The sequence below is a fragment of the Bacillus sp. ISL-78 genome (assembly GCF_018613455.1).
Lineage (GTDB): Bacteria > Bacillota > Bacilli > Bacillales > DSM-1321 > Peribacillus > Peribacillus frigoritolerans.
This window is the reverse complement of sequence record NZ_JAGGQC010000055.1, coordinates 20,538-46,711: the sequence shown is the minus strand read 5'-3', so window position 1 is coordinate 46,711 and position 26,174 is coordinate 20,538. Positions and strand designations below refer to the sequence as shown.

Annotated in this window: 21 protein-coding genes and 1 riboswitch; of the genes, 17 read left to right on the top strand and 4 right to left on the bottom strand. The window is 40.5% G+C overall.

What is annotated here, in order from left to right; all coding sequences use genetic code 11:
- Positions 1-266: 266 nt before the first annotated feature.
- The 10 genes from J7I96_RS27530 (at position 267) to J7I96_RS27485 (ending at position 16,544) form a co-directional block, all read left to right on the top strand.
- Positions 267-917 (top strand): MOSC domain-containing protein, encoded by a 651-nt coding sequence (locus J7I96_RS27530; RefSeq protein WP_214771452.1) that lies wholly within the window; start codon positions 267-269, stop codon positions 915-917.
- Between the two features lie 111 nt (positions 918-1,028).
- A riboswitch (SAM riboswitch) is annotated at positions 1,029-1,127 on the top strand.
- Positions 1,128-1,230: 103 nt separating this feature from the next.
- Entirely contained in the window at positions 1,231-3,075 is a 1,845-nt protein-coding gene (locus tag J7I96_RS27525) for a bifunctional homocysteine S-methyltransferase/methylenetetrahydrofolate reductase (protein ID WP_214771450.1), read from the top strand.
- Entirely contained in the window at positions 3,072-6,521 is a 3,450-nt protein-coding gene (gene metH, locus J7I96_RS27520; RefSeq protein WP_214771448.1) for a methionine synthase, read from the top strand. Before J7I96_RS27525 ends, metH begins: the two co-directional genes overlap by 4 nt.
- Before the next feature lie 104 nt (positions 6,522-6,625).
- Complete coding sequence (locus tag J7I96_RS27515; RefSeq protein WP_214771446.1) at positions 6,626-7,393, top strand: polysaccharide deacetylase family protein; 768 nt, start codon at positions 6,626-6,628, stop codon at positions 7,391-7,393.
- 75 nt (positions 7,394-7,468) lie between these two features.
- Positions 7,469-8,239 carry a dioxygenase family protein gene (locus J7I96_RS27510; RefSeq protein WP_215048214.1) on the top strand — a complete coding sequence of 257 codons (771 nt, stop codon included), beginning with the start codon at positions 7,469-7,471 and terminating at the stop codon, positions 8,237-8,239.
- Between the two features lie 376 nt (positions 8,240-8,615).
- The gene (locus J7I96_RS27505; RefSeq protein WP_214771442.1) at positions 8,616-11,468 is read left to right on the top strand and encodes a 2-oxoglutarate dehydrogenase E1 component; all 2,853 of its coding nucleotides are present in this window, start codon (positions 8,616-8,618) and stop codon (positions 11,466-11,468) included.
- Position 11,469: 1 nt separating this feature from the next.
- Entirely contained in the window at positions 11,470-12,747 is a 1,278-nt protein-coding gene (gene odhB, locus J7I96_RS27500) for a 2-oxoglutarate dehydrogenase complex dihydrolipoyllysine-residue succinyltransferase (protein WP_214771440.1), read from the top strand.
- A gap of 227 nt (positions 12,748-12,974) precedes the next feature.
- On the top strand, positions 12,975-13,727 hold the full coding sequence (locus J7I96_RS27495) for a DeoR/GlpR family DNA-binding transcription regulator (protein WP_214771437.1): 753 nt from the start codon (positions 12,975-12,977) through the stop codon (positions 13,725-13,727).
- The gene (gene pfkB / locus J7I96_RS27490) at positions 13,727-14,647 is read left to right on the top strand and encodes a 1-phosphofructokinase (protein WP_214771435.1); all 921 of its coding nucleotides are present in this window, start codon (positions 13,727-13,729) and stop codon (positions 14,645-14,647) included. The genes J7I96_RS27495 and pfkB overlap by 1 nt, the downstream gene beginning before the upstream one ends.
- A gap of 4 nt (positions 14,648-14,651) precedes the next feature.
- Positions 14,652-16,544 carry a PTS fructose transporter subunit IIABC gene (locus tag J7I96_RS27485; RefSeq protein ID WP_214771432.1) on the top strand — a complete coding sequence of 631 codons (1,893 nt, stop codon included), beginning with the start codon at positions 14,652-14,654 and terminating at the stop codon, positions 16,542-16,544.
- 44 nt (positions 16,545-16,588) lie between these two features.
- Here J7I96_RS27485 and J7I96_RS27480 read toward each other — a convergent pair whose 3' ends face one another.
- Positions 16,589-16,957: a VOC family protein gene (locus tag J7I96_RS27480; RefSeq protein ID WP_214771428.1), complete on the bottom strand. Its 369-nt coding sequence runs from the start codon at positions 16,955-16,957 to the stop codon at positions 16,589-16,591.
- Positions 16,958-17,142: 185 nt separating this feature from the next.
- On the opposite strand from J7I96_RS27480, the gene J7I96_RS27475 reads away from it, so the two are divergent.
- From J7I96_RS27475 to J7I96_RS27465, 3 genes are all read left to right on the top strand, one after another.
- Positions 17,143-17,547 (top strand): secondary thiamine-phosphate synthase enzyme YjbQ, encoded by a 405-nt coding sequence (locus J7I96_RS27475; protein ID WP_214771425.1) that lies wholly within the window; start codon positions 17,143-17,145, stop codon positions 17,545-17,547.
- Between the two features lie 39 nt (positions 17,548-17,586).
- On the top strand, positions 17,587-18,162 hold the full coding sequence (locus J7I96_RS27470; RefSeq protein ID WP_214771493.1) for a GNAT family N-acetyltransferase: 576 nt from the start codon (positions 17,587-17,589) through the stop codon (positions 18,160-18,162).
- A gap of 106 nt (positions 18,163-18,268) precedes the next feature.
- A complete protein-coding gene (locus J7I96_RS27465; RefSeq protein WP_251025224.1) occupies positions 18,269-18,868 on the top strand; it encodes a cell wall hydrolase in 600 nt (199 codons plus the stop codon).
- A 59-nt stretch (positions 18,869-18,927) separates the two neighbouring features.
- On the opposite strand, the gene J7I96_RS27460 is transcribed toward J7I96_RS27465, so the two are convergent.
- Positions 18,928-19,515, bottom strand: a complete 588-nt coding sequence (locus J7I96_RS27460) for a DUF2087 domain-containing protein (protein ID WP_214771422.1) — start codon at positions 19,513-19,515, stop codon at positions 18,928-18,930.
- A gap of 144 nt (positions 19,516-19,659) precedes the next feature.
- Between J7I96_RS27460 and trhA the strand changes: the two genes are divergently transcribed.
- On the top strand, positions 19,660-20,304 hold the full coding sequence (gene trhA, locus J7I96_RS27455; protein ID WP_214926348.1) for a PAQR family membrane homeostasis protein TrhA: 645 nt from the start codon (positions 19,660-19,662) through the stop codon (positions 20,302-20,304).
- A 100-nt stretch (positions 20,305-20,404) separates the two neighbouring features.
- Entirely contained in the window at positions 20,405-20,890 is a 486-nt protein-coding gene (locus J7I96_RS27450) for a YusW family protein (RefSeq protein WP_214771416.1), read from the top strand.
- 262 nt (positions 20,891-21,152) lie between these two features.
- On the opposite strand, the gene J7I96_RS27445 is transcribed toward J7I96_RS27450, so the two are convergent.
- Complete coding sequence (locus J7I96_RS27445; RefSeq protein WP_048679976.1) at positions 21,153-21,725, bottom strand: biotin transporter BioY; 573 nt, start codon at positions 21,723-21,725, stop codon at positions 21,153-21,155.
- 312 nt (positions 21,726-22,037) lie between these two features.
- Here J7I96_RS27445 and J7I96_RS27440 point away from each other — a divergent pair, with 312 nt between their 5' ends.
- Both J7I96_RS27440 and J7I96_RS27435 read left to right on the top strand, forming a co-directional pair.
- Positions 22,038-22,556, top strand: a complete 519-nt coding sequence (locus J7I96_RS27440; RefSeq protein WP_214771413.1) for an NfeD family membrane protein — start codon at positions 22,038-22,040, stop codon at positions 22,554-22,556.
- A 21-nt stretch (positions 22,557-22,577) separates the two neighbouring features.
- Positions 22,578-24,110 carry a flotillin lipid rafts scaffold protein FloT gene (locus J7I96_RS27435; RefSeq protein WP_048679968.1) on the top strand — a complete coding sequence of 511 codons (1,533 nt, stop codon included), beginning with the start codon at positions 22,578-22,580 and terminating at the stop codon, positions 24,108-24,110.
- Between the two features lie 718 nt (positions 24,111-24,828).
- Here the strand turns inward: J7I96_RS27435 and J7I96_RS27430 are convergent.
- Complete coding sequence (locus J7I96_RS27430) at positions 24,829-25,734, bottom strand: LysR family transcriptional regulator (protein ID WP_214771410.1); 906 nt, start codon at positions 25,732-25,734, stop codon at positions 24,829-24,831.
- Positions 25,735-26,174 lie beyond the last annotated feature (440 nt).

Below are 26,174 nucleotides of genomic sequence, written 5' to 3'. Positions count from 1 at the left end.
ATCGTGAAAATCAACATATAGGCGAACGGTTGTAGTTTTCGACTATATATTGTGTTCATATTCTACCATATTTAATTCTGAAATAGCAACTAAATTACTGAAACTAACCTATGAATTTTTCTGGAAATCAATGATATTTCGCCCATTTACTGATCATATGGCTTTTTCTATTCATATACATATAAAAAGGTACTGAATAAAATGGATTTTTAGTATAATTTATACATATAGGATGATATAAATTTAATATGAATGGAAGATGCAAAATGGAAAATGGAAAAATCAAATCACTACATGCGGGGAAGCCGAAACATGAAATTTTTTCGAATATCGATATCTTTTCAGCCATGGATAAACAAGCACAGGATAATTTGACAGTGACTAAAGCTGGCATAACCGGTGATGGTGTCGGTAATGAAAAGTTCCATGGAGGCCCTGATCGGGCTTTGTGCTTTTACCCATTTGAGCATTATTCATTATGGAATGAAAAATTCTCTAAAAAGCTGGATATCCCTGCATTCGGTGAAAATTTAACGATAGCGGGGATGAGGGAAGAAACAACGTATATCGGTGATATTTATCAAATAGGCGATGTGGTTGTTCAAATTAACCAAGGGAGGATACCTTGTTCGACCATTTCCCTCTTCAATCAAGAACCTAAGTTTTTGGAACTTGTGCTGAAAACGAGTTTCACTGGTTATTTTGCAAGAGTACTTCAAGAAGGAACGATAAATAAACAAAACGAGATTGTGCTGATAGATCGTCTACAAGAAAAAATTTCTGTCCATTACGCCGCAGAGGTCATCCTTCATAAACGAGATGGGCTAGAAGGTGCTAAGGCCTTACTTGCACTAGACCCGTTGGCGGAAGACTGGAAACAAAGGATCTTAAAGAGGGTTCAAGCAGCAAAAGATTGAATGATTTTTGCAAAAGTTAAAAAAATGTCGATCAGGTATTGAAATTGACAGATTATTAATGTAAATTAAATATAATCAAATTTTGAAATCTTATGAAAATTATATAAATGGATCTTATCGAGAGAGGTGGAGGGACTGGCCCGAAGAAACCTCAGCAACCAGCTTAGGCAAAGGTGCTAAATCCAGCAAGCAGAGCTTGATAGATGAGGAGAATGTTTCAAAAACCTTCTTCTTTGAGAAGGTTTTTTTTCCTTTTCTCTCATACTCATAGAATACGACAAAAACAGGATTGTTTTTGAGAGAGGGTGTAATGATGAATTTTCGTAAAGAATTAAAAGAAAGAATGCTGGTCGGGGAAGGTGCAATGGGGACCTTGCTTTACTCTAATGGCATCGATCAATGTTATGAGGAGTTAAACTGCACGAACCCAGATCAAATAGAGTCCATCCATCGAGCCTATCTGGAAGCTGGTGCAGATATCCTTCAATCGAATACATACGGAGCCAATTTCAATAAATTGAAGCGGTATGGACTTGAAGATGAAGTGAGCAGAATCAATCGCCAGGGAGTCATTCTTGCTAAAAAAGCCGCAAAAGGAAAGGCATACGTCTTCGGTACCATAGGGGCACAGAGAAGTATCAGGAAATCGGATTTAAGCATAGAAGAGATAAAACGGGGTTTTCGTGAACAGCTATACAGTCTGTTGATGGAAAATCCTGATGGGATTCTCCTGGAAACATTTTATGACCTGGAAGAACTGGAAACCGTCCTGCAAATCGTTAAAAATGAAACTGGACTGCCGATCATCGCAAATGTCTCGATGCATGAACTGGGGAATCTTCAAAATGGAATCCATTTAAATGAAGCCTTTCAAAAACTTGAGCAATTGGGTGCCGATGTGGTTGGTGTGAATTGCCGCCTCGGACCACATCATATGATTCGGGCCTTGGAAGAAGTGAGTTTGCCAAAGCAAGCAGCGATTGCCATATACCCTAATGCCAGCCTGCCGGATTATGTCGATGGAAGGCTCGTCTATAAAGCTGTGCCGGAATATTTCGGTTCCAGTGCCCTGGAACTTCGCAAGCAAGGTGCCGCAATCATAGGAGGGTGCTGTGGAACGACTCCACTGCACATTCAAGCTGTAAAGAATGCGGTTGGAAGTTTGGTTCCAGTAAAATATAAATTTACGAAATCCCGCGAAATAGAAAAAATTGAAGTGAGCGTTAGAGAATTGGAACTTCCCCTGTACGAAAAGGCCAAAACGGAAAGGACGATTCTTGTTGAGCTCGATCCACCGAAAAAGTTGGGAATAGAGAGCTTCATGATTGGTGCTGAGGTTTTGAAAAAAGCAGGGGTCGATTCCATCACATTAGCGGATAATTCACTTGCCTCACCGAGGATATCGAATGATGCACTGGCTAATTTACTGAAGAACCAATTGAATATAAAGCCGATGGTGCATATAACATGCCGTGATCGAAATTTGATCGGACTGCAGTCCCATTTAATGGGTCTGCAGACGGTGGGGTTGAACGAATTATTGATCATCACCGGAGACCCTTCAAAAATAGGGGACTTCCCGGGTGCCACTTCGGTTTATGATTTATCTTCCTTTGACCTGATAAGTATGGTCAAACAATTTAATGAAGGTCTTTCCTATTCCGGTCAAAGCTTGGGCCAGCGGGCAAATTTTAAAATTGCGGCAGCTTTTAATCCCAATGTGAAATATCTGGATAAAGCCGTACTGAGGATGGAAAAGAAGATTGCCTGCGGTGCACAATCCTTTTTGACGCAGCCGATTTATTCCGTGGAGCAGATCGAAGAAGTACATGAAGCTACAAAACATTTGGAAACCCCGATTTTCATCGGTATCATGCCGTTGACAAGCACTCGGAACGCCGAATTCATCCACAATGAGATCCCAGGCATCAAATTGCCTGATAATGTTAGAAGGGCTATGGCTTTAGCGGGGGATGACCCTGTAAAGTCAAGGATTGAAGGGGTGAATATCGCGCGGGAACTGGTGGACGCGGCAAGGGAGAAGTTCAAGGGGATTTATTTAATCACTCCGTTCCTTCGCTATGAAATGACGGCTGAACTTACGAAATATATTAGAAAAGTCGATAGTAAACAGACATCAGAGGTGGAAAGCACATGAATAAAAAAGCGATTCAAGATCAGTTGAATTCTAAGATTCTCCTTCTTGACGGAGCGATGGGAACGATGCTTCAAGCGGAGAATTTGACAGCAGACGATTTTGGCGGGGAACAATTCGAGGGCTGCAATGAATATCTATCACTGACGCAACCGGAAATCATCCAATCCATTCATGAAAAATATTTAGCGGCGGGCGCAGATATCATAGAAACCAATACCTTTGGAGCGACCAGCATCGTCCTTGAGGAATATCAAATAAGTACGATTGCCTACAAGTTAAATAAAATTTCGGCAGAGCTTGCCGTTAAAGCTTGTGAACAGTATTCCAATGATGAATGGCCAAGATATGTAGCTGGCTCGATGGGCCCCACTACAAAAACGCTTTCCGTAACGGGCGGAACGACTTTTGATGTTTTAACAAATTCTTATGAAGAACAGGCACTGGGTCTCTTGGATGGCGGGGTAGACTTGCTGTTGGTGGAAACCTGTCAGGATATGCTTAATGTCAAGGCAGCCTTTTCTGGAATCAAAGCAGCATTCGCTAAAACGGGAAAAGATGTGCCAGTCATCATATCAGGAACAATCGAACCGATGGGCACGACACTTGCCGGCCAGTCCATAGAAGCTTTTTATTTATCGGTTGAACATATGAAGCCAGTAGCTGTCGGCCTTAATTGTGCAACAGGGCCGGAATTCATGATAGATCATATCAGGACACTTGCAGATATATCAAATAGCGCCATCAGCTGTTATCCGAATGCCGGGCTCCCTGATGAAGAAGGCCACTATCATGAATCACCTACTTCCCTGGCAGAGAAAATGAAGCAATTTGCCGAAAAGGGATGGGTCAATATCATTGGCGGATGTTGTGGTACGACACCAGAACATATTAAAGAACTTTCCAGGGTACTCGAAGGCATGAAGCCCCGTACAATTACGGAAACTGCCCATGGTCATGCCGTATCAGGGATAGAGCCGCTAATTTATGATGATTCAATGCGTCCTTTATTCGTAGGGGAGAGAACGAATGTTATCGGTTCCCGAAAATTCAAGGAGCTGATACGTGGAAAGCATTACGAGCCAGCTGCCGAAATTGCGCGTAACCAGGTAAAAAAAGGTGCTCATGTCATTGATATCTGTCTTGCTGATCCTGATGGGGATGAGCTTGGCGACATGAAGGAATTTGTAGAAGAAGTCGTCAAAAAAGTGAAAGTCCCATTGGTCATCGACACTACGGATGAAGTCGTACTTGAACAAGCATTAAAACATTCACAAGGAAAATCGATCATAAATTCCATAAACCTTGAAGATGGTGAAGAGCGCTTTGAAAAAATAGTACCCTTAATCCATCAATATGGTGCTGCAGTTGTCGTAGGAACCATTGATGAAATTGGGATGGCCGTTGATGCGGAACGGAAATTGGAAGTGGCTTCACGGTCTGTGGATTTGCTCGTTAATAAGTACGGTCTAAACAAAAATGACATCATTTTTGATCCGCTGGTTTTTCCTGTAGGCACAGGGGATGAACAATATATTGGATCTGCATTGGAGACGGTGAATGGAATAAAGGCTATTAAAGAAAAGTTTCCGGAATGCCTAACGATACTTGGGATTTCCAACGTTTCTTTCGGTCTGCCGGCGAGGGGAAGGGAAATATTAAATGCCGTTTTCCTTTACCATTGTACAAAAGCGGGTCTCGATTATGCTATCGTGAATACAGAAAAACTTGAACGTTTCGCCTTGATACCGGAAGAGGAAGTGAAACTGGCTGAGGCACTCCTGTTTGAGACTTCAACTGAAACTTTAGCGATTTTCACCGAATTTTATCGTGGAAAAAAAGCGGAAAAGAAGGATAATGGTGTGATCCTGCCATTGGACGAACGTCTTGGTAACTATATTATCGAAGGAACGAAAGAAGGATTGATTAAAGATTTAAATGAAGCTATAGAGCGCGGTGATACCCCATTGGAAATCATCAATGGCCCATTGATGGATGGGATGAGTGAAGTGGGGCGGCTGTTCAATGACAACCAACTTATTGTCGCAGAGGTGCTTCAGAGTGCTGAAGCGATGAAGGCGGCTGTAGCTCACCTTGAACCACTTATGGAAAACTCTGAAGATAGTGCTAAGAAAGGGAAAATCCTGTTGGCGACCGTCAAGGGAGATGTGCATGATATCGGGAAAAACCTAGTGGATATCATCCTTTCCAATAACGGCTATGAAGTCATTGATTTGGGAATAAAGGTCGCACCGCAACAAATCATTGAAGAGGTTCGTAAACATGAGCCAACCATCATTGGCCTATCTGGGTTACTTGTCAAATCTGCACAGCAAATGGTTTTAACCGCACAGGATTTAAGGCAGGCGGGAATAGATACCCCAATTTTAGTTGGAGGGGCAGCATTATCCCGTAAATTCACCGATTTTAAAATTTCACCTGAATATGAAGGGCCGGTTTTATATTCCAAAGATGCGATGGATGGTTTGGCGGTAACGAATATTTTACATGACGCCGACAAAAAAGTGGTGTACTTGGAAGAGTTGGTCGAGAAACGAGAAAGATCGAAAGCGAATGCCGCCATTGCTGCCACTTTGGAGAAACCTGTTCGTAAGCAGTCCACAGCGGCTCCTTTAAGCGATGTTCCTGTTCAAACACCGCGTGACATCAAACGTCACGTCCTGAAAAACTATCCATTGGATGTCGTCCAACCATATATAAATAGGCAAATGCTGATTGGTCATCATTTGGGGTTAAAAGGCAAAGTTTCCGAATTGCTTAAACAAGGGAATGAAAAAGCAGTGCAGCTCAATGATCTCGTTGACGAATTGATCGAATTCCTAAAGGCGGAACCGGAATATGGTTTGAACGGAGTTTATCAATTTTTCCCTGCTCAAAGCGAAGGAGATAAGCTATTTATATACAACCCGGACAATCATCAGGAGGTTTTGGAAACTTTCGAATTCCCCCGGCAAGATACGAATCCGCATCTTTGTTTAGCGGACTTCGCAAAACCGATCTCCTCCGGGCAAATGGATTATGTTGGTTTCTTCCTGGTCACTGCCGGAAAAGGAATCAGAAAATGGGCAGAAAAACTGAAGCTTGAAGGTGATTTCTTGAAAAATCACGCCCTTCAATCACTTGCTCTCGAAACAGCTGAAGGGTTCGCGGAAAGAATTCATCAATTAATGCGGGATGATTTAGGTATAAGCGATCCGATTGATATGTCCATGAAAGAGCGATTTGCAGCTAAGTACACCGGGCAAAGGTTTTCATTTGGTTATCCTGCTTGTCCTAATCTGGAAGACCAGGAGAAGCTATTCCGCCTGTTGCAACCTCAAGATATTGGCGTGGAATTGACTGAAGGATGCATGATGGAACCAGAGGCTTCCGTTTCCGCCATTGTTTTTGCACATCCTGAAGCTCGTTACTTTAATGTCGATCGATAACTTCATTTAATAAAGGCAGCGGTATTTTTTACCGCTGCCTTATTGCGCATGAAACCCCTTAACTGGTACACCTTAATGGTCAAAAGGAAGGGGATGCATCACCTATGAAGAAGATGCTAAAATTAATTCTTGTCATGGCGAGTTCTTTCATTATTATTTTGTTTGATGTGGATGTGCATAGCATTCAAGTGCATGCAGTGGTTCCTGAAGAGATGACACCGCTGCTAAAAAGTAAGGAGAATCAGAAAATCGCTTATTTGACCTTCGATGACGGACCATCCTTGAATACCATGGAGATATTGAATATTTTGGACCGCTATCATGTTAAGGCCACATTCTTCGTTAAAGGTAACGAAGAACCATACGCAAAGAGATGTTATCAGGAAATGATATCCCGCGGTCATTCGATCGCCCTTCATTCTTATACACATGATTATTCCATCGTTTATCGGTCGACTGAGAGTTTCTTTCAAGATTTGAATAGGCTTGAAACCATGCTGCAAGAGGAGTATGGGATAAAAAGCCGTATTGTGCGCCTTCCTGGCGGCTCGAATAATCGGCTGCGGCATCAGGCATCAACGAAACCGATCATCAATGGAATCCTTCAACAACTAAAGGAAAAAGGGTATATTTATTTTGATTGGTCCATTGACTCGACAGATGGCTTCAGTCCGTCAATAAGTGAACAACAAATCATTTCTGCTGTACAAAAAGGGACGAAAAATCAAAAGCATGTTAATATCTTATTGCATGATATCAATAGTATGAAAAATACAGTGAAAGCGTTGCCAGATATAATTGAATTCCTTAAAAAAGAAGGATATGCCTTTGATACTATTGATGAGACTACGCCGAAAATGCAATTTAATTGATGAACACATTGTTTAACTATAGTAAATTAAGGTATAGGATATTGAGATTACAATGTGAAAGGATTTATCGTCTCTATGATGCCACCATTGTTTTTATCACTTGGAACACCGCTATTAGCTTTGGAAAAGAATAGCTATACTCTTTTTTTGAAGGAGTATATGCAAACTATGAAGAAACCTGCTGCCATCGTTATTTTGTCAGCACATTGGGAAAATGAAGATCAAATGATTTCTGCAGTGGGGAAGCATGAAGTCATTTACGATTTTGCGGGATTTCCTGAAGAAATATTTCAGATAACATATCCTGCGAGGGGATGCCTGGAGCTGTCAGATCGAATTTTAACCTTATTGTCCAGGATAGATGTATTTGGGGAACTTGATGAAAGGCGCCCCCTGGATCATGGAGCATGGGGGCTTTTGCATATCATGTACCCGGAAGCTGATATCCCGACCGTATCTATGTCCATTAGTCCTTCGCTGCCATTGGACAAGCAGTATGAAATTGGGAAAGCATTGAGGGAATTAAAGGAAAATAATGTCCTGATCATAGGAAGCGGTGGAATTGTCCATAATTTCACACATATTCAGAAAGATATGCATGTTGCAGAGGGATGGGCAATCGAGTTTGAGAACTGGGTCGAAGAAAAAATAATGAATTGGGATTTGCAATCTTTGTTCAATTATGAAAATATCGCCCCTTACAGTACAGAGGCTGTCCCTTCCAAAGAGCATTTCATTCCATTGGTCATCGCAATGGGCTCAGGGGATGACAATAAAAAAGCGGCTCTTCTGCACAGAAGCTTTCAATATGGCAATCTAAGTTTAACAGCTTGGAAGTTTGAATAAGGTGAAAGGGTTTTCAAACTAGTTAAATTTACCTGAAAAATAATCATTATACAAAAATACAAAAATCTTTTTTTAGCGAAAAAAAGACTTAAATGAGCAAAAAAGACAGTTAAAAGCGATTTTTGACGAATTAAGCAGAAATATAGTTGAAAAAAGGTTGTATAAAGTGGTTTAACCTTTGGATATTTCGACAAAAACATGTTAATATAACATCTGAAAACGTTTTATCCTTTAAAATTTTATTATTCAATAACCAAAGTTATTTATTATATATCTTATATATATCATATATTTGGGGAAAATTTAGAAGAAAGAAATTTGGGGATGGATAAAACGGAATGAAAAAAATTATGAGAAAAATTTGGGGGTTTACAAAATGACCATCAATGATTCTAAGGTATTAGACCACTGGAAAGCTTTTTCGGGTCCAAACCTTGGGTATGTCATGGAGCAATACGATTTATTTCTAGCCAACCCGGAAGAAGTGGATCCGGAACTGAAAAACTTTTTTGAAGTAGCAGGTCCTCCTTCATTCGATGTATCGGCAGAAACAACGACTGTAAGTGCATCAACTGTACAAACTGGAGAAGTTCTTCCAATGAAGAAAATTATGTCTGCAGTTAAGTTAGCTGAAAATATCCGTGCATACGGGCATCTTGCTGCAAATATTTATCCTTTAAAAGAAGAAGCTCTGGACACTGAACAAATTCACTTTGAAAAATATGGCTTGACTGCAGATGATTTAAGGAAAATACCGGCTGACTTTATTTGTCCCGAATCACCTGAAGACGTGAAAGACGGATACGAAGCCGTACAATACCTAAAACAACTCTATACAAAAACGATAGCCTTTGAATTTCATCATGTTAATGACTTGGATGAAAAGCAATGGCTTACTGATATGGTCGAATCTGGAAACATGTTCCCGGAAGTGGGAAAAGAGAAAAGAGAACTATTACTTAAACGATTGAATGAAGTAGAAGGTTTCGAGAAATTCCTTCACCGCACATATGTAGGGCAAAAACGTTTCTCAATTGAAGGACTGGATGCTATGGTTCCGATTTTAGATGAAATGATTTCACAAACTGTCCAAAACGGAACGGGTAATGTGAATATTGCCATGGCTCACCGTGGACGTTTGAATGTGCTTGCACATGTATTAGGAAAGCCTTATGAGGTCATTTTCTCTGAATTCCAACATTCACCGAATAAAGATTTGGTTCCTTCCGAAGGTTCGACAGGCATTAACAATGGATGGACAGGTGATGTTAAATATCATTTAGGTCTGGACAAACAGATTACTAAAGCTAATATACAAAAAGCAAGGATTACACTTGCCAATAACCCAAGTCACTTGGAAGTAGTCGGTCCAATCGTGGAAGGGTATTCTCGTGCGGCTCAAGAAGACCGTACAGAAAAAGGATTCCCGGTGCAAGACATTTCCAAATCTCTTGCAATCCTCATTCATGGTGATGCTGCATTCCCAGGTGAAGGAATTGTACCTGAAACGTTTAACTTAAGCCGTTTACGCGGTTATCAAGTTGGCGGAGCAATCCATATCATCGCCAATAACATGATCGGTTTTACAACGGAAAGTGAAGATTCACGTTCAACCTTATATGCTAGTGATTTGGCAAAAGGCTTTGAAGTGCCGATCGTGCATGTAAATGCAGATGATCCAGAAGCATGTATGGCTGCTGTGAACCTTGCTACCCTATATCGTGAAAAATACAACAAGGATTTCTTGATTGACCTGATCGGTTACAGACGTTTCGGCCATAACGAAATGGATGAGCCATTGGTGACTCAACCTGAAATGTATGCATTAATCCATAAGCACCCAACCGTAAAAGAGCTTTATGGGAAAAAACTTATTGAATCCGGCGAGTTCACTGAAGCTGAAGTTAAAGCGATTGCTGAGCAAGTGGATACAAGGCTTGCAGATGCATATGCGAAAATTTCCGGAAATAAACCGGAAGCTTCCAAAGAGTGTAATCCTCCTGGGATTATTGAAAAAGGACTTCCAGCCATTGAAACGGCAGTTCCGAAACAAGAACTTGTTACAATTAACGAAGAGCTTGTTAAGTGGCCGGAAGGATTCACCCCTAATAAAAAATTAGGAAAGATTTTATCACGTCGCTTGGATTCCTTTGGTCCTGAAGGAAAAATCGATTGGGCACATGCCGAGACATTGGCTTTTGCCTCGATTTTAAGTGACGGCACGCCAATCCGTTTGACAGGACAAGATTCAGAGCGTGGAACATTCGCACAACGTAATATCATGTTACACGATAGTGTTAATGGAAAAACATATTCACCACTTCACACACTTGAAACTGCCAAAGCTTCATTCGCTGTTCATAACAGCCCACTTACGGAAACGGCAGTTCTGGCATATGAATATGGTTATAATGTTTTTGCACCTGAGACACTTGTATTATGGGAAGGCCAATTCGGTGACTTCGCCAATACAGCGCAAGTGATCTTTGACCAATTCATCGCGGCTGGCCGCGCAAAATGGGGTCAAAAATCAGGTCTTGTCATGCTGCTTCCACACGGTTATGAAGGACAAGGGCCAGAGCACTCAAGTGCACGACTGGAACGCTTTCTTCAATTAGCAGCTGAAAACAACTGGACAGTTGCTAACTTAAGTTCGGCAGCTCAATACTTCCATATCCTTAGAAGACAAGCTAAGATTTTGGATCAAGAACAAGTACGTCCGCTTGTCATCATGACACCGAAGAGTATGCTTCGTAATCAAGTGATGGCTTCTACAACAGAAGAATTCAGTGAAGGCGCATTTGAATCATTCGTAGAAACTAAAGCTTTGGGCAAAAAACCTAAATCGGTTGAACGCATTGTTTTTGCAACAGGTAAATTGGCGGTTGAACTTCGTGAAAAAGCGGCAACTGAAAAAAATACGGATTGGTTGCAAATCATCAGTATCGAAGAAATTTATCCATTCCCATTCACTGGAGTTCAGGAAGCCCTGAAAAAATATACAAATCTTAAAGAAATCTTCTGGGCTCAAGAAGAACCTAAAAACATGGGTGCTTGGACATTTGTTGAACCTCGCCTAAATGCAGCGGCTCCTGGCAATCTTTCAGTAACATATATAGGAAGGAAGCGCAGATCAAGCCCGGCTGAGGGAGATCCACTTGTCCATAAAAATGAACAACAACGGATTATGACTCAAGCAATTACACGCAATAATGAGGGGGAGAAGTAAAATGGCTGAAGTAAAAGTACCTGAATTAGCAGAATCAATTTCTGAAGGATCTATTGCGCAATGGTTAAAACAACCCGGTGATCACGTTGAAAAAGGAGAATATGTCCTTGAACTTGAAACGGATAAAGTGAACGTTGAAATCATTTCAGATTATACTGGTACACTTTCGGAACATTTAGCAGAAGAAGGCGATACTGTCCAAGTCGGACAGGCTATCGCCATCGTTGATGAAAATGGATCAGCTGCAGCAGCTCCAAAAGCGGAAGCTCCTAAGGTTGAAGAAGCTAAAGCAGAACCAGTTAAGGCTGAACAAGCGGCTCCTGCTAAAGAGGCTCCAAAAGCGGAAGCGAAAGAAGCATCATCCACTCAACAAGTTATTGCATCACCAGCTGCAAGGAAATTGGCTCGTGAAAAAGGAATTGACTTGACTCAAGTGCCTGTAGCAGATCCACTGGGTCGAGTACGTGTACAAGACGTAGAAGCAGCAAGTAATGCACCTGCAGCTCCTGCAGCACCGGCGGCAGCTCCAAAACAAGCTCCTGCAACTAAACAAGCAGCCGCTCCTGTTGAAGTAAATGATGACCGCATTGAAGTGGTTAAGATGACACGCCGTCGTCAAACCATTGCCAAACGTCTAGTTCAAGTACAATCAGAAGCAGCCATGCTTACAACTTTTAACGAAGTCGATCTTTCTGCAGTCATGGAATTGCGTAACCGCCATAAGGATTCTTTCGTGAAAACAAATGATGTTAAACTTGGTTTCATGTCATTCTTCACTAAAGCGGTCATTGGCGCATTGAAAAAATATCCGTTATTGAATGCTGAAATCCAAGGCGACCATATCCTGAAAAAGAACTTTTATGATATCGGTGTAGCAGTATCCACTGATGAAGGTCTTGTCGTTCCGGTTGTAAGGGATGCCGACCGCAAAAGCTTTGCTGAAATCGAGAAGAACATTTCTGATTTAGCTGTTAAAGCGCGTAACAACAAACTGGGACTTTCAGATTTATCAGGTGGTACTTTTACCATCACTAACGGAGGGACTTTCGGTTCCCTATTATCAACACCAATATTGAATGCCCCTCAAGTTGGGATCTTGGGCATGCATACAATCAAGACTCGTCCAATCGCTGTTGGAGACCAAATCGAAAACAGACCAATGATGTACCTTGCATTATCTTATGACCACCGTATCGTAGACGGAAAAGAAGCTGTTGGTTTCTTGGTGGCCATCAAAGATATGCTTGAAGATCCAGAACAACTTTTACTTCAAGGCTAATAAAATAATACTACCCCCCTGTCATCTTGACATGGGGGGGTTTTTTGTTGAACAGAAAGGATATTTTCATAGAAAAAAAGATAATGAAATTCAACAAAGTTCATTTCTAATAAAAAATGAATGTTTTTGAATGTATTTTTGGATGAATTTGATTATTTTTAAACGTTTATGATTGATTATTCCTTCATTTTCATATATGATGATGATATTAAAGTGAGGTGGGTGAATTGTTGACAACTGAAAGGCACCAGTTCATCTTATCGATCCTTAAAGAACAAGGAACGGTAAAGCTGCAGGAGCTTGTAGATCAGTTACAAGCCTCGGAGTCGACCATTCGGAGAGATTTAGTGCAACTCGAAGAAATGAAGCTCTTGAAACGCGTACATGGCGGGGCCTCTTTACTGCAAAGAAAAGGCCTTGAACCAACAACTATGGAAAAGAAATACAAAGCAAGAGCTGAAAAACAACTTATAGCAAAGCTGGCGGCTTCATTCATAGAGAAAAACGATTGTATATATCTTGATGCAGGCACGACAACTGCCGAAATGATTCCTTATTTAAAAGATAAAAATATAACGGTGCTGACAAATGGTCTTATGCATATTCCAAAACTCATCGAATTGGAAATCAAAACAGTGTTAGTTGGCGGAACGATAAAGTTTTCGACAAATGCGGTTATAGGAAGTAATGCTGTACAGTTTTTGAATGAATACCGTTTTGATAAATGTTTCTTGGGAATGAACGGCATCCATCAAGAATTGGGTTTCACAACCCCCGACCCGGAGGAAGCCCTGCTGAAGAAGATGGCATTACGTCTCTCTAACGAGACCTACGTGCTTGCTGACAGTTCAAAACTTAATGAAGCTACTTTCGCCAAGGTGGCAGATGTAAGCGATGCCATTATCCTTACTGACAGCAATGATGAAGAGGCTGTTGCTCACCTTCAAAAAAATCCAAAGGTAAAGGTCGTGACCATTTAATGATTTATACAGTGACACTTAATCCATCCATCGATTACCTGGTCGAAGTGGAGAGCTTTCAAATGGGCAAGGTAAATCGAACCAGTTATGATGCAAAATTCCCTGGGGGGAAAGGGATCAATGTTTCCCGTGTGCTAAAAAGGCTGGGAAATAGTACAACAGCGTTAGGATTCATCGGTGGACAAACAGGTGAATTTGTTAAAAGGTTTTTAAGACAGGAAGAGATTTTCACGGACTTTACAGAAATAGCTGGAGATACAAGAATTAACATTAAATTGAAAACAGGGCTTGAGACCGAAATAAATAGCCAAGGGCCAGTCATTTCAAAAGGGAATTATCAACAATTATTTAGTCAGATTGAACAGTTGAACAATAATGATATCCTCATTTTGTCAGGAAGCATCCCTCCAAGCGTTCCTTCGGATGTATACGAAGCCATGGCAAGGTCTTGTACCCATAATGGCATTAAAGTGGTGGTGGATACTAGCGGCAAGGAATTACTGAATGTCCTTCCACACCGGCCATTTTTAATAAAGCCCAATCATCATGAACTGGGTGAGCTTTTTTCCACCGAAATAAGTACCATTGATGATGCTAGGGAATATGGCGCTAAATTGGTTGAAGCAGGAGCACAAAACGTTATTGTCTCAATGGCGGGACAGGGTGCCGTGCTTTGCTCGGGTGGAGAATCATATTCCGCAAATGTTCCAAAAGGGAACGTCATCAACTCAGTGGGTGCCGGTGATTCCATGGTCGCAGGTTTCATCGGGACATATGAAAGAACAGGGGATATTCTATCCGCTTTCCGCTTCAGTCTTGCGGCAGGAAGTGCTACAGCCTTTTCATCCGATCTCGGTACATTGGATAAAATTGAAGAGTTATTACCGCAAATTGCTATCAATCAACTAACAGGAGGCTGACTCTATGAAAATTACAGACTTGTTAAAATTGGATACAATCATAATCAATCTTCAAAGTGTTACAAAGCAAGCAGTCATTGATGAACTATCAGGAAAGTTAGCCGAGGCGAACAGGTTAAATGATGTCGATGGTTTCAAAGCTGCCATCTTAAAACGTGAAGAGCAAAGCACAACCGGGATTGGTGAAGGGATAGCCATACCGCATGCAAAAACAAATGCTGTAAAGATACCTGCCATCTGTTTCGGCAAATCGGTCAGTGGTGTGGATTATGAATCGCTTGATGGACAGCCGGCCCATTTGTTCTTTATGATTGCAGCCAGTGAAGGAGCGAATGCAGATCACTTGGAAACCCTTTCCAGGCTTTCCTCGTTACTGATGGATGATAAATTCAGGACCCGATTGATTTCTGCTTCTTCTGGTGAGGAAGTGTTGGAGATAATCAATCAGAAAGAAATGGAAGCTTATGAAGAAGAAAGTGAAGAGCAGCAATCGAGTAATGGCGCCAGCAGTAACGATAAAGGGGGTAAAATCCTTGCCGTTACAGCTTGTCCAACAGGAATTGCCCATACTTATATGGCAGCCGATGCGTTAAAGGCCAAAGCGAAGGAAATGGGAATCGATTTCAAAGTGGAAACAAATGGTTCCACAGGTATAAAAAATGGACTAACCGCAACAGAAATTGAAGAGGCGGATGCCATTATAGTTGCGGCTGATAAGCAGGTTGAAATGGATCGTTTTAATGGAAAACATGTCATTATTGTCCCTGTTGCCCATGGGATCCGGAAGACCGAGGAACTGTTAACCAGAGCCGTGAATCAGGATGCACCTGTTTACAAAGGAACTGGAAATGATAAAAATGATGAAGGTGATTCAGCTAAAAGAGGATTGGGGATTTACAAGCACTTAATGAATGGCGTAAGTAATATGCTTCCATTTGTCGTCGGGGGCGGAATCTTGATTGCGCTTTCTTTCTTTTTTGGAATTGAGGCAGCCGATCCGGCAAATCCGGATTATAATCCCATTGCCAAAGCATTAAGTGATATTGGTGGGGGAAATGGAGCCTTCTTCTTACTTGTCCCAGTACTCGCAGGATTCATTGCTTCAAGTATAGCCGACCGTCCAGGTTTTGCCCCTGGTATGGTAGGGGGATTATTGGCAGCACAGGCTAATGCCGGTTTTCTTGGTGGACTGATCGCAGGTTTCCTTGCAGGTTATGTCGTCTTACTATTAAGAAAATTGTTTTCCAAGTTACCGCAAACACTTGATGGCATTAAACCGGTTTTACTTTATCCTGTATTCGGGATGTTAATTACAGGGTTTATCATGATATTTCTCATAAATGAACCAGTAACTGCAATTAACACAGGCCTGACCAATTGGCTGCAGGGCTTATCCGGCACGAACGCCATATTCCTGGGCTTGATACTTGGGGGTATGATGGCTGTGGATATGGGTGGCCCCTTAAATAAAGCGGCATTCACTTTTGGGATTGCAGCCATTGAAGCATCAAGTTTTGGACCGCATGCTGCAGTTATGGCTGGCGGAATGGTTCCTCCTCTTGGAATCGCACTTGCAACTACATTCTTTAAAAGTAAATTCAGTGAAATGGAAAGGAAATCCGGTTTCACTAATTACTTCATGGGTGCTTCATTCATTACAGAGGGAGCCATTCCTTTTGCGGCTGCGGATCCATTGCGGGTTATTGTCAGCAGTGTTGTTGGATCAGCGACGGCAGGAGCGCTGTCAATGGCTTTTAGTGTAACATTGCCAGCGCCGCATGGGGGTATATTCGTCATCCCCCTAGTCAACCATCCTTTCCGCTATTTGCTGGCGATTTTAATAGGAGCCCTCATTACCGCTTTAATATTGGGATTCTGGAAAAAGAAACAAAAATAAATATTCTACAAAAGCGGGTCCGGGATAAATGGACCCGCTTTTTATTATTTCCATTCCAATATTTCGATCCGGTTGCCGAAGGGATCGGATAAATATATACGGTTCGCACCGGGCAACCTTCCATCTTCTGTAAAAGAAATATGCTTAGTCATTAAATGTTGTTTAAATTCGTTGAGATTTTCAACTTCAATTGCTGGGTGCGCTTTTCTTGCGGGAATGAAATGATCTTCCGTTCCGACATGAATCTTGATTGATCCCGATTCGAACCATAACCCGCCATTGGAACTTAATGACGGAGGCTTTTTCACTTCCCGGAACATTAGTATCTCAGTGAAAAACTTCCTTGATTGGTCCTCGGTATTTTTAGGAGATGCTAATTGGTAATGGTCGATTGACTTAAAAATGAAGTTCATCTTGCACCCCCTTCCAATTCCTTATATATCCAATTTTAAAATAAAAAGATTAATAAGGATAGATTATTTTTTTAATTGCCATCGATAAGATTTCCTTATATTTTAGTCGTGATTGGTTTAAGAAAGCATGGATTTTTATGTTTATGGGTAAAGGTGATTAAAATGAACAAAAGGAGTGAATGTACATGCTGAAGAAAAATACCTTAAAAACGATGAAAAGGGATGATATGATTGATGTTACGACAGAAGTACAGGCATTCATCAAGGAAAAGGGGATTCAAGAAGGGGTAGCTCTTATATATTGTCCACATACGACTGCTGGGATCACGATCAATGAAAATGCTGACCCCGATGTCAAAAAGGATATATTAAGAAGACTGGATGAGCAATACCCATGGAATCATACATTGGATTTACATATGGAAGGAAACACGGCTGCCCATTTGAAATCAAGTACGGTTGGTTCTTCACAACAGGTGATCATCCATAAAGGGAGCTTAGTCCTTGGTACTTGGCAAGGTGTGTATTTTTGTGAATTCGATGGTCCAAGAGAAAGGCAATATTTTATTAAATTATGTGTCGACCAGTAAAATGGAAGGTACAGCATGGATGAAGTGGGAGGAAGCGGATTGGACGATGTTCGGATTGAAGGAAGCAAAGTCATATTGAGGAATGTTAAACAAGACGATTTAAAACGTTTATGGAGCCTCAAATATGGCGAAACAGATCCAGAATGGAAAAAGTGGGATGCGCCTTATCTCCCTCTTGAACTCATTGATTTCCATACGTTTATCGATAAAGAAACGAAACATAAAACCTATGATGAGAAAATCGGGGCTCACTCTGAGCTATTAATGGAAAAAAACGATCAAATTATAGGATCTGTTGTATATTACTGGGAACATGAACCTTCACGCTGGCTTGAAATCGGGATTACTATTTTTGATCCCAAGTATTGGAATGGCGGTCATGGGACAGAAGCATTAATGATGTTCATTGGGTATTTATTCGAAAGCCTGGAGATTGAACGGGTTGGACTTACAACTTGGTCAGGTAATGAACGCATGATTGCAGTTGGCAAAAAGGTGGGCATGCAAGTAGAGGGAAGACTGAGAAAATGCCGCTATCATGATGGTTATTATTATGATTCAATCAGAATGGGAATGCTGCGGGAAGAGTGGGAATCATTAAAATTCCGAAGGTAAATGGAACCGAGAAAATTTTTCCTTCATTTCCTTGGAAAAAATTTAGCACTGTTTTCTCCCATATGGTCTGTTATCCTAGGAAGGTGCTTAACGAGGAGGTAACAGGATGAAATTATCAGTATTAATATCCGTGATAATGACTCTAAGTGTCATCGTACTTGGTATAGCTTTTCCTAAGGGAACGACAAGTGAAGCTTCTGATGGGGCAACCAAACATGTTATTAAACAAGGTGAATCGATCTGGGATATCGCAAAGCAGCACGGTGTGCCGATCGGAAAATTAAAAGAAGTCAATCATAACGTAAATAATGTTGCCGAACCTGGTAAAACATTGATTATTCCGCATGTAATGAATGATAAAGATAAAGAATTATTAGCAAGGCTTGTGCATGCAGAAGCCAAAGGGGAACCATACAGAGGAAAGGTCGAGGTGGCGGGAGTTGTTTTGAATCGCCTTGATAGCAATGAATTCCCTGATACGGTCCGGGAAGTGATTTATCAAAAAAACCAATTCTCGCCTGTTGGTGATGGCAGTATTAACAAACCGGCAGGAAATGATGCCAAGAGAGCTGTCAATGAAGCATTGGCTATTCATGGCTACACAAATGATGCCTTGTATTTTTGGAATCCCAGTATTTCGGACAGCGAATGGATGAAAAAATTAGAAGTAATAAAAATTATCGGCGGACACCATTTTGCCATATAAACTGCATCACAAGAACCGGCTTTCCAAATGGGGAGCCGGTTCTTTTATTTTAGAATAGTTTAACCGATATCAGCCCACATTTCGCGGGGATTCAGTTCATAAATGCTGTTTTCGCGATACATGATGCTTCCGATAATGAGTTCACGTCTTATGGTTGCATAATCATCATGGAAAGACTGGATGACTTCATTCAGTTCTTTTTCTGGATATTTACGTCCCTTTTCCAGAAGGCTTCCAATATGATGAAGTACGATCATTTTCTTTTTTCTCTGTGCTGGTATAGTTTTTAGGCGACCATCTGGAGTAAAGAAGTTTTCAAGAATCTTTTTATGTTCTAAAATCAGCTTTTGATTATCCATTTTATTGGAGTCCCCCTTAGTTGAAACGATTTTAGGTAATGCTGATGAATAATGCTTCAGTACATCTTCATTTAAAAAATAATAGACCGTATTTTTTTCCCTCCGATCCTTCACTAAATTAATGTCTTTCAATTTCGATAAATGGTGTGAGATGGTAGGAGCCGTCAATTTAAGTATTCCAGCAAGTGCCTGTCCGTGTTTTGGACCGTTTGACAGGATGGATATTATCCTGATCCTTGTCACATCGCCAATCGTCTTGTGGAAAGCCACCAATTTTTCTAACTGCACTTTTATCCCCTTCCTTTTAATTAGATAATAATCTAATTAGTGGCAGTTAATCAAGTTACTATTCACTTTTCTATATTGCTTGGAAGATCTGATGTATACTTTAGGGGAATACTAAAAGAAAATCCGGAATTAAGGAGCTGTAACATGGCCAATACTTATGTTTATACAAAAAAAGAAGAAGTGGTCAATGCGATAACCCACGGTGTCGGCGTTTTGTTGAGTATTGCCGCACTTGTGTTGTTAATCATATTCTCAGACCAAACAGGGTCGCCGTGGAATGTAGTCATTTCGGTCATATATGGTGTTTCCATGCTTCTTTTATACGTCTCTTCCACTTTAGTGCATAGTTTTCCAGAAGGTAAAACAAAGGATATATTTGAAATCTTTGATCATTCAGCCATATATATATTCATTGCAGGAACATACACGCCCATCATGCTTCTTGTGATCAAAGGGTCACTGGGCTGGACCCTGCTAGGTATCATTTGGGGAGTTGCAATCATTGGCGTCATCTTCAAAGCTTTCTATGTGAAAAAATTCCTCTTCCTTTCGACGATTCTTTATATTGCCATGGGGTGGATGATCGTTATCGTTTGGGGACCACTCACAGCTACGATGCCTGCAGCGGGTATCCAGTTACTGATTGCAGGGGGATTGCTTTATACGTTTGGAGCCATCTTTTATGTTTGGCGAGGTTTTCCGTTCCATCACGCGGTTTGGCATGTATTCGTGCTTGGGGGAACTGCCACACACTTTTTTGCGGTATTGTTTTATATCCTTCCACTATGATCACTTGGCCGATTTGATGTATTTGAGAGAGCGGTTGAGGTTTTAAATGACCCCGATCAGGAAATAATTTAGGTATACAATCTAAAGGAGGAAAAGACTAATGAGAAGATCAATCAAAATATTATCAGTGCCGTTTGCCGCTATGATTGTTTTGGCCGGATGCGGCGAAGAAAACGATGAAGTGAAAAACCCGCCGGTTCAGGAAAATGAAAATCAAGCGGAAAATAATCCTGAAACAGGTACGGATAATAATGAAAAACTGCCTTTCACATATAAGGACTTTCAATTAGAAGTGGATTATACCGGCAATGATAACGAATACGAAGCTGAATATGATACAATGGGAGCACAAACTGAAGCTTCGATCGAGGACAAACTTAACAAACACGAAGCTCACGGTGATGAAGCAATGAAAGAATTGACGCCGATTCTAGAAAAATTGACATTCAATAAAGATTCAACAGATGAGGAAGTCATTCAAGAAGTGACAAAAGCTTTTAATTTGAAGGATGACTATCAAGAATTTGATTTAGAGGTCGTTTTCGAAGATAGTACGAAAAAAGAATATAAAGTGAATAATAAGTAACTAAAATACGTTACTATATTCCACATATTCATATGTGCCGACAATAGTTGTCAAATTACTGTTCCTATAGTAAAATGATTACGGTTAGCAAAGGGGATAATATACATTTGCTATTCATATTCGGACTTATGGGGATAGGACCGCAATAAACACTTGCAAAAAAGATTCTTTTTTAAGAGTCTTTTTTTTTGCAGTCATCTGGAAGTTAATATAGAAGAAAAGAGAGGATACCATAAGCGGTATCCTCTCTTTCATATACCCATCATTGGGAAATTGGTGCATTTTTTTTAGGCAGCATATTAGCCGACGCTAACCTTGAACGGATCGTGATGCCAAGCCAAGATGCAAGGAATGCCTTTAAAACGCCTACGATTATAAATGGTGCAAAACCGCTGGCAAATGCCACTGGCCAAGATAATGAACTCATATATTTTAACCAAACCGTACCGATTACCAAAGTAATTATCATCCCGATTGTATTTGCAACGAAAGCCATTGCAACTGAGAAACGGGTTTTTTCCAATATCAGACCCGTTATATATACTGTCGGGATATAGGATAATAAATAACCGCCAGTCGGACCGAATATCTTAGCTAGTCCCCCAGACATTTCAGCGAAAACCGGTACGCCCGCTGCCCCTATGAACAGGTATAATAAAACGGAAGAGGTTCCATAACGTGAACCCAGTATCGTTGCTGCCAGTCCAACAGCTAGAGTCTGTCCTGTAATCGGAACTAAGGGCAGTGGAATTGTAATTTGGGCAAGTATTCCTATAAGTGCTGCAAATAATGCTGTAACCATCATCATTCTTAACTTCTCATGACGCTCCTTCATCGTGTTTCCTCCTAATGTAAACCTGGTTATGTAACGAGTTAACATATAAAGAATTTTAATATGTTAAGTAAACACTGTCAATGGTATTATGCATTTTATTTCAATAATGGTCCTAGAGAATACAGGGTTTTCTAAATGTAAATTCAAAACTTGGAAAATAAATGAAACTTTTTTATGCATCATTCGTATGTATGGTAAGCGAAGTAAATGGAGGGGATTAAAACCATAGATTAATAATATTGGTAAAACGACTATCATAGGCCATTAAAGCACTATGCGGCTTGGAAAAATCGAATTTAAAGGATGACAGAGATGGAGTTATTTGGAGTTCCATTAGAAACAGTCTATTTATATGGGTTAATTATATTCGGGGGGGCAACATTCTTATTTATCTTGTTTAATGATATATTTTCCGGCCTGGAATTACCTGATATATTTAATCCTACACTCATTTTTAGCTTTTTGACCGTGTTTTTTGCAAGTGGTTTTTTGCTTGAATCGCTTTCAGGGCTTAATGCTGGATTGTGTGGCGGCATTTCCCTCATCATTTCATTTACCATCGTCACTTTACTGAATGTATTTGTTTTGATTCCCATTTCATCAGCGGAAGAAAGTTTGACATTTCATGATAATGACCTGAGAGGAAGGGTCGGCAGGGTTCTCACATCAATCCCTGTTGACGGGTTTGGGGAAGTACTGATAGAAAGCATCAGTGGAAGCATCGCAAAAACTGCGGCTAGCTTTAAGAATGAAGGAATTGTTTCGGATACAAAGGTCTTGATCATCGAAGTGAAAAATGGGGTTATCTATGTTATACCCCACCAGGATTGAAAAAAGAATAGGAGGTAAGGTATGTTTGATTTGATTTGGATAGTTGTCGCCATTGTTGCAGTTTTACTTATCGCACTTATTGCTGTCTTTGTTACGAAATATCGCACGGCTGGTCCTGATGAGGCATTGATCGTGACCGGAAGCTACTTAGGAAGCAAAAATGTTCACATCGACGAATCAGGAAATAAAATTAAAATCGTCCGCGGCGGGGGGGCTTTCGTTCTCCCGGTATTCCAGCAAGCGGAACCACTGAGCTTATTGTCTAGCAAGCTTGAGGTTTCAACTCCGGAAGTATATACGGAACAGGGAGTTCCTGTCATGGCAGATGGTGTATCAATCATCAAGATTGGCGGTTCAATCACCGATATAGCCACAGCGGCAGAGCAGTTCCTTGGTAAATCAAAAGATGACCGTGAACAGGAAGCTCGGGAAGTATTGGAAGGGCATCTTCGCTCCATCCTTGGTTCGATGACCGTCGAGGAAATTTATAAAAACCGTGAAAAGTTTTCCCAGGAAGTACAGAGGGTTGCCTCGCAGGATTTGGCTAAAATGGGACTCATTATCGTATCGTTCACGATTAAAGATGTTCGGGATAAAAATGGCTATCTTGAATCGCTCGGAAAGCCAAGGATTGCACAGGTAAAGAGGGATGCCGATATAGCTACCGCCGATGCAGAGAAAGAAACGCGAATCAAGCGAGCCGAAGCTTCTAAGGAAGCGCAGCGTGCCGAACTTGAAAGGGCAACAGAAATAGCCGAAGCCGAAAAAATCAACAAGCTAAAGGTTGCGGAATTCCGTCGCGAGCAGGATATTGCCAAGGCACGGGCTGACCAGGCTTACGATCTTGAAACCGCCAGGTCTAAACAGGACGTAACCGAACAGGAAATGCAAATCAGGATCATCGAACGGCAAAAGCAAATTGAGCTGGAGGAAAAAGAAATCCTTCGCCGTGAAAAGCAATATGATTCGGAAGTGAAGAAAAAGGCCGATGCCGACCGTTATGCGGTAGAGCAGGCAGCCTCCGCCAACAAGATGAAACAGATTACAGAAGCGGATGCCGATAAGTATAAAATTGAAGCCATGGCGAAAGCGGAAGCGGAACGCGTTCGTATGGATGGTCTCGCTAAAGCGGACGCCCAAAGGGCACAAGGTACGACAGAAGCGGAAATCATCAGGTTAAAAGGGGTAGCGGAGGCAGAAGCCAAGCAGAAGATAGCTGAAGCATTTGAACAGTTTGGGCAAGCCGCCGTAATGGACATGATTTTGAAAATGCTGCCGGAATATGCAAAACAAGTGGCAAGCCCGCTTAGTAATATAGACAAGATCACTGTAGTGGACACAGGTGGGAGCGGTGCGAATGGCGGGGCTAATAAAGTGACTGGGTATGCAACGGATTTAATGGCATCCTTGCAGGAGTCATTAAAAGCATCTTCGGGAATTGATGTCAAAGACTTGCTTGAGAATTTCTCGGGAAAACGAAATTTACCATTCACCACCATCAGCCAGGAAAATGTCGAAGCGAGCATGAATATGGCAGCAAGTAAGGAAGAGTAACAGGGGAAAATTTAAGGGAGGTAAGAGCTACTTGTATGCTCTTACCTTTTTTGAATAGTTTGGCTTATAAAAGGGATGATCAGTTTATCTAACAAATATGTCGTTATACGCTGTTTTCTAGTAATTCATCATCCTTTGTTTTTGTTGGGGATAATGAAAGCAATTAAAGTAAATTATTTGTCAAACTCATGAGAATATTTTATTTCCTATACTAAAGGGGCAAAAAGAACTTTTAATTCCTATTATGATAGGGCTTCTTATGAAGCACCTATAGTTAGTGGAATAGTGAGATTTCACCCTTGTCAAAAGCCAGTTGCTGTTCTCGAAAAAATAATTGCAACCCATTTCTAATAAAGGTGAAACAGTATTAATTGGTAATATTTCTTTTTTTATTTTTATCGTTTCATAAGGTAAGAATACTCTTTGCAATGAGATACAATAAATAAAAGCCTCTAAGATGAACCTAGAGGCTTTTATTCTCTATTTATTACCGTAACAGAGAATAAAATGGGATGCATTTAATTATATAATATATAATGTGATTGCGAAGTTTAAATATCTATAACGTCTCACTTATTTGGAGTAGCCTCATAATTCATAGATGATTAGGATATTGAGATTCTATGTTTCTAACAGGTCATATTTGCACCAGAACCTTTTAGCTTGGGTTTACAGATTCTATCTGGGAAATAACTAACATCCTAATTGTTTCACGTAATTAATAATTACCTTTTAGGAACTGATCTTTCAAATGGTTTAAGAATGTTTTAGTAGATTTCGTAATCATTCTTTCTTTCAATCTTACCCATCCTATGGATGTTGATGTATTGGAATATTGCAATAAATCAATTGGGATAATTTTCCCGGATGATATATAAGGATTGTTTCTTAAGAATATGTCAGAAGTAGCGGAAATGACTAAACCTTCTGCAACAAATTGTCTAATCAAATTAACGTTATTTGTAACACACAATACATTCATTTTCCCGTAATTTTTTAAAAAATTATGCATTTCCTCTCTCATTTCCTTTGAATCATATAAAATGATAGACTGATTGAGCAAATTTTGGGGCGTCAAGTAATCTTTAGAAGCCAATGGGGAGTCTTTACTTACACATATTTTCGCTTTACTATTTAATAATACCTCAGAATCTAATTCCTCATCCTCTATTATCTGTTTAGTGATATACGTAAGCCCAATATCAACCGATTTTTTTTTGATTTTTTCAATAATGATATGTGAAGGAGCTTCTTTTATTTCAATTTGGATGTGTGGGTTGTCCTCTTTAAAGGACGACAGGCTTTTAAATATAGATTCTATAAGAAGTGGATATACAGATATTTTCAGATCTTCAAGCGCTTGACTCGATTGTATTTTTGCTGTTTTCCTGAATTCTTGAAGTTTTATTATTACCTCATACGCTTTTTCAATTACAGTTTTTCCTTCCTCAGTTGGCAAAGCCCCTGACCGTGACCGGTTAAATATTTTGATCCCTAATTCCTCTTCAAGTTTTCCGATTGATTTACTGATACCGGATTGGGTTACATGAAGGTTTTCTGCAGCAACAGAAAATGAACCGGTTTCTGATATTTCTACGATATATTCCAATTGCTCAATATGCATGGATCATTCCCCGTATCCTTCTATATATTTTATTATGAATCCTTGTCCCCAAAAGTAAATCCTGTTCAATACAGAATCATCTTCTCCATGTGCCCTTTTTAAAAATGTCCTTTACAAAGGGTACACTTTAAATATCTGGCAGATCTTATAATATGAAATGGTGCGTTTCTTCAACAATGCAACCATAGATTATTCGTATCCCTAAGTCCATTAAAATGCCAAAAATCCTTAATTTTTGATCGAAAGCAAGGTGTTTTTTTATGTTTAATAGTCGCAGCTTACTCTTGCGATGAATGAGAGCCTGGATCCTAAATTGAGGAGGAAACCAAGAGCTTTGGGGGATCGCAAAAAATGGTGCAGAAGGAACTTATGACCAACTCACCCATTACTTGCTTTCTATATATGATTGTTAGTCATGTTTATCATGATTAATAGCTATT

Excerpts from the sequence above, each read along its gene's own strand:
- J7I96_RS27530 (WP_214771452.1), top strand. The coding sequence starts at position 267 with ATGGAAAATGGAAAAATCAAATCACTACATGCGGGGAAGCCGAAACAT.
- J7I96_RS27525 (WP_214771450.1), top strand. The coding sequence starts at position 1,231 with ATGAATTTTCGTAAAGAATTAAAAGAAAGAATGCTGGTCGGGGAAGGT.
- metH (WP_214771448.1), top strand. The coding sequence starts at position 3,072 with ATGAATAAAAAAGCGATTCAAGATCAGTTGAATTCTAAGATTCTCCTT.
- J7I96_RS27515 (WP_214771446.1), top strand. The coding sequence starts at position 6,626 with ATGAAGAAGATGCTAAAATTAATTCTTGTCATGGCGAGTTCTTTCATT.
- J7I96_RS27510 (WP_215048214.1), top strand. The coding sequence starts at position 7,469 with ATGATGCCACCATTGTTTTTATCACTTGGAACACCGCTATTAGCTTTG.
- J7I96_RS27505 (WP_214771442.1), top strand. The coding sequence starts at position 8,616 with ATGACCATCAATGATTCTAAGGTATTAGACCACTGGAAAGCTTTTTCG.
- odhB (WP_214771440.1), top strand. The coding sequence starts at position 11,470 with ATGGCTGAAGTAAAAGTACCTGAATTAGCAGAATCAATTTCTGAAGGA.
- pfkB (WP_214771435.1), top strand. The coding sequence starts at position 13,727 with ATGATTTATACAGTGACACTTAATCCATCCATCGATTACCTGGTCGAA.
- J7I96_RS27485 (WP_214771432.1), top strand. The coding sequence starts at position 14,652 with ATGAAAATTACAGACTTGTTAAAATTGGATACAATCATAATCAATCTT.
- J7I96_RS27480 (WP_214771428.1), bottom strand. The coding sequence starts at position 16,957 with ATGAACTTCATTTTTAAGTCAATCGACCATTACCAATTAGCATCTCCT.
- J7I96_RS27475 (WP_214771425.1), top strand. The coding sequence starts at position 17,143 with ATGCTGAAGAAAAATACCTTAAAAACGATGAAAAGGGATGATATGATT.
- J7I96_RS27465 (WP_251025224.1), top strand. The coding sequence starts at position 18,269 with ATGAAATTATCAGTATTAATATCCGTGATAATGACTCTAAGTGTCATC.
- trhA (WP_214926348.1), top strand. The coding sequence starts at position 19,660 with ATGGCCAATACTTATGTTTATACAAAAAAAGAAGAAGTGGTCAATGCG.
- J7I96_RS27450 (WP_214771416.1), top strand. The coding sequence starts at position 20,405 with ATGAGAAGATCAATCAAAATATTATCAGTGCCGTTTGCCGCTATGATT.
- J7I96_RS27445 (WP_048679976.1), bottom strand. The coding sequence starts at position 21,725 with ATGAAGGAGCGTCATGAGAAGTTAAGAATGATGATGGTTACAGCATTA.
- J7I96_RS27440 (WP_214771413.1), top strand. The coding sequence starts at position 22,038 with ATGGAGTTATTTGGAGTTCCATTAGAAACAGTCTATTTATATGGGTTA.
- J7I96_RS27435 (WP_048679968.1), top strand. The coding sequence starts at position 22,578 with ATGTTTGATTTGATTTGGATAGTTGTCGCCATTGTTGCAGTTTTACTT.
- J7I96_RS27430 (WP_214771410.1), bottom strand. The coding sequence starts at position 25,734 with ATGCATATTGAGCAATTGGAATATATCGTAGAAATATCAGAAACCGGT.